The sequence below is a fragment of the Caldisphaera sp. genome (genome assembly GCF_046536515.1).
Classification (GTDB): Archaea; Thermoproteota; Thermoprotei_A; order Sulfolobales; family Acidilobaceae; genus Caldisphaera.
In genome coordinates this window covers 1-7,875 of sequence record NZ_JAWDMQ010000058.1, presented here as the reverse complement: position 1 = coordinate 7,875, position 7,875 = coordinate 1, and the positions used below count along the sequence as shown (strand labels likewise).

Annotated in this window: 6 protein-coding genes; 1 reads left to right on the top strand and 5 read right to left on the bottom strand. The window is 33.6% G+C overall.

Features of this window, described 5'->3' with window-relative positions; all coding sequences use genetic code 11:
- Window positions 1-345 precede the first annotated feature (345 nt).
- The 5 genes from RXO53_RS07095 to RXO53_RS07075 form a co-directional block, all read right to left on the bottom strand.
- Window positions 346-1,359 carry an acyl-CoA thioesterase gene (locus tag RXO53_RS07095; RefSeq protein WP_410713533.1) on the bottom strand — a complete coding sequence of 338 codons (1,014 nt, stop codon included), beginning with the start codon at window positions 1,357-1,359 and terminating at the stop codon, window positions 346-348.
- A 42-nt stretch (window positions 1,360-1,401) separates the two neighbouring features.
- Complete coding sequence (locus tag RXO53_RS07090) at window positions 1,402-1,833, bottom strand: Fur family transcriptional regulator (protein ID WP_410713532.1); 432 nt, start codon at window positions 1,831-1,833, stop codon at window positions 1,402-1,404.
- Window positions 1,834-1,916: 83 nt separating this feature from the next.
- Complete coding sequence (locus tag RXO53_RS07085; RefSeq protein ID WP_410713531.1) at window positions 1,917-2,843, bottom strand: malate dehydrogenase; 927 nt, start codon at window positions 2,841-2,843, stop codon at window positions 1,917-1,919.
- A 90-nt stretch (window positions 2,844-2,933) separates the two neighbouring features.
- The gene (gene lpdA, locus RXO53_RS07080) at window positions 2,934-4,244 is read right to left on the bottom strand and encodes a dihydrolipoyl dehydrogenase (protein ID WP_410713530.1); all 1,311 of its coding nucleotides are present in this window, start codon (window positions 4,242-4,244) and stop codon (window positions 2,934-2,936) included.
- A gap of 20 nt (window positions 4,245-4,264) precedes the next feature.
- Entirely contained in the window at window positions 4,265-6,706 is a 2,442-nt protein-coding gene (locus RXO53_RS07075) for a valine--tRNA ligase (RefSeq protein WP_410713529.1), read from the bottom strand.
- 495 nt (window positions 6,707-7,201) lie between these two features.
- Here RXO53_RS07075 and RXO53_RS07070 point away from each other — a divergent pair, with 495 nt between their 5' ends.
- A complete protein-coding gene (locus RXO53_RS07070) occupies window positions 7,202-7,711 on the top strand; it encodes an archaellin/type IV pilin N-terminal domain-containing protein (protein WP_410713528.1) in 510 nt (169 codons plus the stop codon).
- Window positions 7,712-7,875 lie beyond the last annotated feature (164 nt).

The window sequence follows — 7,875 nt, the reverse complement described above, 5'->3', positions numbered from 1 at the left end:
AATAAGCCCTTAATTTTCTCATGAACGCTCTTTGGAACGTATATTGCGTATTTTGGGTCTCCATATTTGTCATGACCCATTGATGATATTTTTGAATGAAATATAACTTGAACCATATGATATTACCATATGATTTTAGTTATGGAAAAATTTATAAACTTTTTCCGTTATCATTAAATCGGAAGGTGCCACAATGAAGTCAATGAGCAGTCGCGAGGTGGAGGAAGGCACCCAATGAAACTTCCCATGTCGTGGCTGGGAGTCCATACTCCCTAACCTAGGCGTGGGGAGGAGAAGAGGAGTGATGAGGCCTTGTGATTAATAGTTACTTTTAGTGACTATTAATCACAATAAAGGCCAAACTCTAAATTTTTCTGCTTTAGATTTAAATGACGCTAGCATTTCAAGCCTTTCATTCCTTCTTCTTTCAGATTCAGCTATAATTTCTTTTTGCCATTCTTCAGTAATATTAAATTCCGGTATCGGTTCGCTCCTACCAGTTGGACCTACATGAACTAAAGTGAAGTAGCTTGTCGTTGTGTGTTTTTCTTCTCCAGTTATCTCATCTCTTTTAACAACTTTTGCTATGACTTCCATGCTGCTCTTACCTATGTTTGTTAATGTGCTGTAAATAATTAATGTTTCGCCAACCATTACTGGAGAATAGAAATCTGTTGTATCTACAGAAGCGGTAACAACTGGGCCCCTAGCATACCTAGTTCCTACTAAGGCAGTTGATTCATCCAAAAGCCTCATAAGTTTGCCTGCGAATAAAGTGTTTAAAGCCATAGCATCTTCTGGCATGACGACTTTATAGTTTGTTATAGTAAATCTATCATCTAGACCTCTTGGAGGGGAGGAATCTAAAGCCCTTTCTTTTCTATCCTTTATTCTGTTTTCCCTGTTTTTCCTCCTCTTTAAGGCATCTTGATAAATTTCCTCCTCTTCCTTTGTTTTTGCCTCAATGCAAGCATCTAACATTACAGGCCTTAAATCCTTTCCGACAGCAACATAAGTCATATGAGCTAAAGTAGTTAACCTCTTTTCATTAAGTATTGGATTTTCGGCTTCGACCAATAAACTGACATCTATGCTAGTGTTTCCTATATAATCAACCCAAGCCGTTATGTTTGCGTTTTCTCCAACTAATACTGGTGATATGAAAAATATGCTATCCATACCAGCTAGTAAAGTTGGCCTCTTAGCTATTCTAGTTGCTTCCATGTTTGATACTTGTATCATCCAATCTTCAATAACTCCTCCAAATAACATGCCCAACGGATTTGCATGCATTGGCATTACTTGGAATAGTGTAGTTAATTTGGTTTCAAATATACTTAGTTTCCTTTTACATGGCATTACTTTCCCCAAAGAAATAGTTGCAATAAAAATTAAATATGTTTATTGCTGGTAGTTGCTGCATTTACCATCTATTAATATCTTTTTCACATCAACATTAACCCCATATTTAGATAGGACTTGTTTGATTTCCTCAATTGCTTGACCATCAACATCTATAATTCTATCTTCATTTCTGCAATAAATATTTATGTGGGAAAACGTTTGGTCTATTCTCATTTTTCCATCTATATCAAATGTATCGATTATTTTTAAAGATTCAAGCATCTTTATTGTATTATAAACCGTTGACATACCTACTCTAGGTAAGACTTTTTGTGTTTCATCGTATATTTCCTTTAGAGATGAGTGGTCTTTAACCATTGCCAATATGGTTTTTGATATTAATATTCTTTGGGGTGTCATTCTGAGTTCTTTTTCGCTTAGCTTTTCTAATATATCTTTCATTTTGTCGTCCATATTTTGTTCTTTCATTTTGGTCATCCATAGGTATTATGCATAGAAAGCTTTTAACTCTTTCTTATAAAAAATAGTTTCTTAATAATAAAAAATATTAGTTATTTATATTCTGGGGGTAGAGCGCTTAACAGGCTTTTAACTGCATCAATGCTCTTCATAAATCCTTGGCGTTCTTCATCATTTAGTGGGACTTCTAATACCTTTTCAACTCCATTCTTGCCTAATATAACAGGCACCTCTGCAACAACATCATTAACTCCATATTCGCCTTGTAATATAACGCTTGCAATTATTGCTCTCTTCTGGTCATTTTTAATTGCTTCTGCCATTAGTGTTAATCCAGCAGCTGGGGCCCAGTTGCTGCTGTAACCCCTTAGCTTTATTACTTCAGCTCCTGCGCCCACTGTCTTCTTTACTATTTCATCAATTTGATCCTTTGTCATTAATTCGCTTAGCGGAACTCCTCCAACCATTGATAGTCTTGGGACAGGGAACATGTTTTCTCCATGCATGCCCAAAACTATTGGTAAAATTGAAGCTGGACTAATACCTAATTTTTGAGAAGCATAATAAGATAACCTTGGGGCATCTAATAATCCGCTGAAGCCAATAACTTGATTTCTTGGAGCCTTAAGCCTCTTATAAACTACGTAAGTCATTGCATCGCTTGGATTTGTTAAAACTAAGACCTTGGCTTTAGGTGAATATTCTTTAATTGCATCAGATACTTCAGCCATAACTTTAGCATTTATTGCTAATAGTTCCTCTCTCGTTTGTCCGGCTTTTCTTGGGAAGCCTGCTGTAATTATAACTATATCTGATCCAGCCATGTCTTTATAGTCGTTTGATCCAATAACCTTTCTGCTAGACCCTATAGCTGATGCCATATGTCCTAAGTCTAACGCCTCACCTTGAGGCTTATCCTTTAAGATATCAATTAACACAACATCATCTACATCTCTCATTAAAAGGAATGCACCGGTTGTTGCACCAACCTTTCCAGCTCCACCTACTACTGTAATCAATTCTCTCAACCTCCACTAATTTTATTATTGTTAGAACCTGTAATTAGGTTTATATAAATGGGACGTATTGAATTTTTACTAAATCCCTTTTTAAACTTTAACGTAATGTATAGGCCTGTTTAATGCAAGTTCTGCTACCTCTTTTAGAGCTTCAGACATTGTTGGATGAGGAGGCATGCTAAAAGATAAATCCTCAAGGGTGGCTTTTAATTTAACTGCAAGAGTTGCTGAAAGGGCCAGCTCAGAGGCAAATGTTGATATAGCGTGAACCCCGATTATTCTATTAGAAGAGTCATAAACTATCTTTATTAAGCCTATTTCCTCTTTCTCTATAACAGATCTTGCGAGCCCTCCTAATGGAAGCTTAGTCTCTTTGGCTTGGATTCCTAAAGAATTTGCCTGATTTAATGTATATCCAACTGAAAATATTTCTGGCTTTGAGAAAACGACGCTCGGTATTATGCTATAATCAATTTCTTTTGGATTCCCAGAAACACCTTCTGCAGCTATAACGCCTTGTGCAAAGGCTTTGTGGGCAAGCATGGGATTACCGGTAATATCTCCAGAAGAGAATATGTTTGGGTTAGATGTTCTCAAATATTTATCAACTTTTATAAAACCCTTTTCATCAGTTTCAACCTTAATTTTAGGTATTGAAGTTTTCCTACCTACTGATATGAAAACTGCATCAAACTCCATGTCTTCGTTATTTATATTTACTATGATGTATTTTTCCCTTTTCTCTTTAATTTCTTTTATTGTTGTGTTTTTTAATATCTTAACTCCTTTATTCCTTAGAGATCTTTCAGCAAGCCTTGATATATCATTATCTATATTAGGAAGTATTTTAGGCATAACTTCTATTAGAGTTACTTGAGATCCTAAAGATGCTAAAGCGCTTGCATATTCTACCCCAACATAGCCTGCTCCAACTATTAATATTCTGGAAGGCAATTCTTTTAAGCTAAGTATTGTCCTGTTGTTATGTATTATTTGACCGTCAGCTTTTATATTAGGTAAATCCGAAGGATCAGAACCTGTTGCTATTATTAACTTTTTTGATACCAACCCGTTGTTTTCTTCAATAAAGTTATCGTTGTTTTCTTCAATATTGGCTTCTGAATAGAACACATCTATATTGTTGTTTTTTAAAAGGTAAGAAATACCTTCTCTTACCTTATTAGAGGCATTTATAGCTTCTTCAATAGCAGATGAAAAACTTTTGCCTTCGTTAGACGATTTTATTAAAGCCTTTGTAGGAATACACCCGTAATTAGTGCATTCTCCTCCAAGCTTGTTCTTCTCTATTAAAGCAACTCTCAAGCCTAATTGAGAAGCTCTTATAGCAGCAGGATAACCCCCTGGGCCTCCTCCAACAACTATTAAATCGTATACCTCCATTTAATTCACCTCAAGAAATTCTATACTTGGGAAGATGTAAGCAAATAAAGCTTTTCTCCTATTTTTTCTCCTTCAGGCTTTTTACTTATAATAAATTCTGTTTTATGCAATGCCTTCAAGTCCTTTATGAAATTTGATAGGCTTTCATCAATAACAATTAATTTACCTTCAATAGGTTTGTTAAGGTTTATGTTATGTAATTTCTTATAGGTCCAAACTTCCCTGTTTATTTCTATTATATCTAAAGCCTTTTTCATTAACTTCTCTTTTTCTTCTTTATTAAAAATAGGTTTTGGAAATTCTTCTTCCCTTATATCTTTATTATAAAGCATTTTATAAGAATAATACGTAACGAATGGCATTATGGGTGATAACATAATTAATGATGATTTAAAAATCTCGTGTAAACCTTTCCAAGATGATTTCTGCTCTTCTTCATTAAATTCCTTTTCTCTATTGTAAGCCCTGTTCTTGACTAATTCAACATAATTAGATGCAAATATTTCCCAAACAAGCTCATATAATAAGCTAATAGGTTCAAACATGTCCAATGATTGGTAACCATTATCAACCCTTTCCATATAATCTTGTGTTAAAGCCAAGAAGGCCTTTTCAGTTTCTGTATAGCTTGAATCTTCGTATGGAAATGAAGAAATAAACCTAGATAGGTTCCATATTTTTGTTGCAAAATTCCTTCCAGTTATAATTTTTTTCTCGTCAAACCTATAATCGTAACCAAGCCTTGCAGATATTGCAGCCCAATATCTGAAAGCATCAGCACCATATTTGTTTATTATAGGGTCTGGATCTATAACATTGCCTAAAGACTTATGCATGGGCCTTCCTTTTGGATCTAAACCCATACCTGTTATCCTTATGAATTTGAAAGCAGGTCTCTTAGTTAATTGGTAAACCCTTAATAACGAATAATATAGCCAAGACCTTATTATATCCTCTCCTTGAGGCCTTAAAGTGTTTTCTATCGCTTTCTCAAAAAATTCTTTGTTTTCATTCCATTTAGTTACATATAATACTGATATGCTTGAGTCAAACCATGTATCAAATACCCTCTTTTCCCCAACAATTTTTTCTTTAGGTGCATTGCAAACAGGGCATTTATCAAATGGAACTTCATCAATCCAAGGCCTATAATATTTACCCGGCTTTGGTATTAAAATTGAATTGCAATTTTTACAACGCCATACAGGTATTTCTGTGCCATAATATCTATCCCTTGATATGGGCCAATCCATTGAGATGCTATCTATCCAATCAAAGAGCTTTTTCTTGTGCATTTCTGGCCTTATATCGATTTTATTTACAACTTCTTTAAGTTCTTCTTTAAATGGCAGTTGCTTTAAGAAGAATTCCCTTCTATTTATTATTTGCAGAGGCGTTTTACACCTCCAACAAACAGGTATTGTGTGTTTAATTTTTTCCTTTTTAACTAAAGCATTTTTCTTTTCAAGTTCTTCTGCTATCTTCTTCCTTGCATCAATAACAGTTAAACCTGATAAGAAAGCTGAGCCTTCTAACATAGTACCTATGGGGCTTATTAATACCTTTGGCTTTAAGTTAAGCTCTTTGAAAAGCCTTATATCATTTTCATCACCGTAAGAACAAACCATCATTATTCCAGTTCCAAAATCCATATCAACGCTTGGGTGCTCAATTATTTCCATTTCAATATTGTATAATGGGGATATGGCTTTTTTACCTTTTAACCATTTATACCTTTCATCTTTTGGATTATAGATTAAAGCTGCGCAAGAAGCTAAAAGCTCAGGTCTGGTAGTTGCGACAGTAACGTATTTTCCTTCCTCTCCACTTATTTTGAAGTTTATGTAATAAAGGTAGCCTTCCTCTTCTTCATATTCTATTTCAGCTTCAGCAAGCGTTGTTCCACATCTAGGGCACCACCTTACTGGCCTTTCGTCTTCGTATATCAAACCTTTTTCATACAATTCTATAAAGGTCTTTTGAGTCATTTTTCTATATTTTTCACTGTCTGTTCCTTCTTTCCAGTAATCGAAGTTGCACCCAAGCCTTTTCCAAACATTAACTATGTCTTTTTCTGCATTATCTAAATAAATTTTACATAAATCTAAAAATTTTTTTCTCCCATCTGGGGTAGATGCCATGTCTCCTGCTCTTATATTATAAATTTTTTCTACTTGGACTTCAACAGGTAAACCGTTTCTATCTGCATAAAATGGTGAAATAACTTGGAATTTTTTAAGCCTAAAATACCTTGAAACCATGTCTATTTGAGAGTAATGGGCTGCACCTCCAACATGCCATTTACCGCTAGCGTATGGAGGAGGAGTATCTATAACTAATATTTTGTCTGATACGTTTTCTTCTATTTTTTTGTTTTTTTGCTTTTCCCACTCATCCAATATTGATAGTTCTAAAGAAGGATCCCATTTTGTTTCATTGATCTTAGGCTTAATCTCTTCCATTTTCTCCACCGTAGACCCTACAGTAAGGGCGTGTTAGTTTCACTTTAACCTTATCGTAAATAAAATGGCATTATTTTTATGAATAGCTTATAGCATTTTATATAAGATCTTTAAAAAAGGATTTTAGATTAACTGATCCTTGGGATTTAGAGAACAAATCTGTAAAGTAAACCCTTCAAACCTTTCCTATAAAGGTATAATAAAATGTTTTGTTGATATAAACTCGCTGTAAGTTAAGAGATTACTTTGAGAAACAAGGAATCCTTTTTGTTTAAGTAATTTATAAGGATGAATAATTAATATGCTTCTAATTAAAATATTAACTTATGTAAGCCATGTTTGTATAATATTGCTTTTTTCTATTGATAATAGGGTTTCTAAAGCGCAAATTAATTAAAATTTACCCCAAGATCTTTTGTATTACTGCGTAGAAAGGTTTAAATATTTTTTTTAAAAAAATAAATTAACAGAGGATAAAAGAGGTGGTAGTATATTATGAAATATACGATTAAAGGTTATAGCATAAGAAAAGATAAGAAGGCAATATCAGATATAGTTGCAGTAGTTATGCTTATATTAATTGCAATAGCAGCTGCAGTATTAATTTATTTGTGGCTTAGTGGATTAGTTGGTTCAGTACATTCATCAAACCCTGCTTTAACTGAGAGAATTAGCATAGATGCAGTAGTTATTAATTCTACATCAATAAAAAATACACCAGTATGGAATGTGACTGCTTATGTACTTAACTCTGGTAGTAGTAATGTATATATAAATGCCTTATATGTTATTAATGGTAGTAATGGTGCAATAATATTTGGAGGATCTAAATTATATACCAGTGATAATGGAACATCCCAATCTCCTATTACTATACTGCCTAACACAATAAAACCAGTAGTCTATATGAACACATCAAAAGTACCATCAGCAGGAACTCCAATTATAGTTGAAGTAACAACAACAAATGGAGTTCAAACAACTTATCAAACAACGTGGCCTTAAACTTAAATTGAATTTAAATTAAAAATCTTATTTTTATATTAATTTTTTTATATTAAATAACTTAAGTCTCCAGGTATTTTGGGTATGTTGCCAGATATATTTATTACATCTTTTTCCAATTCATTAACTATTTCATCAATTTTTTCATCAATTTTTTCATCAAT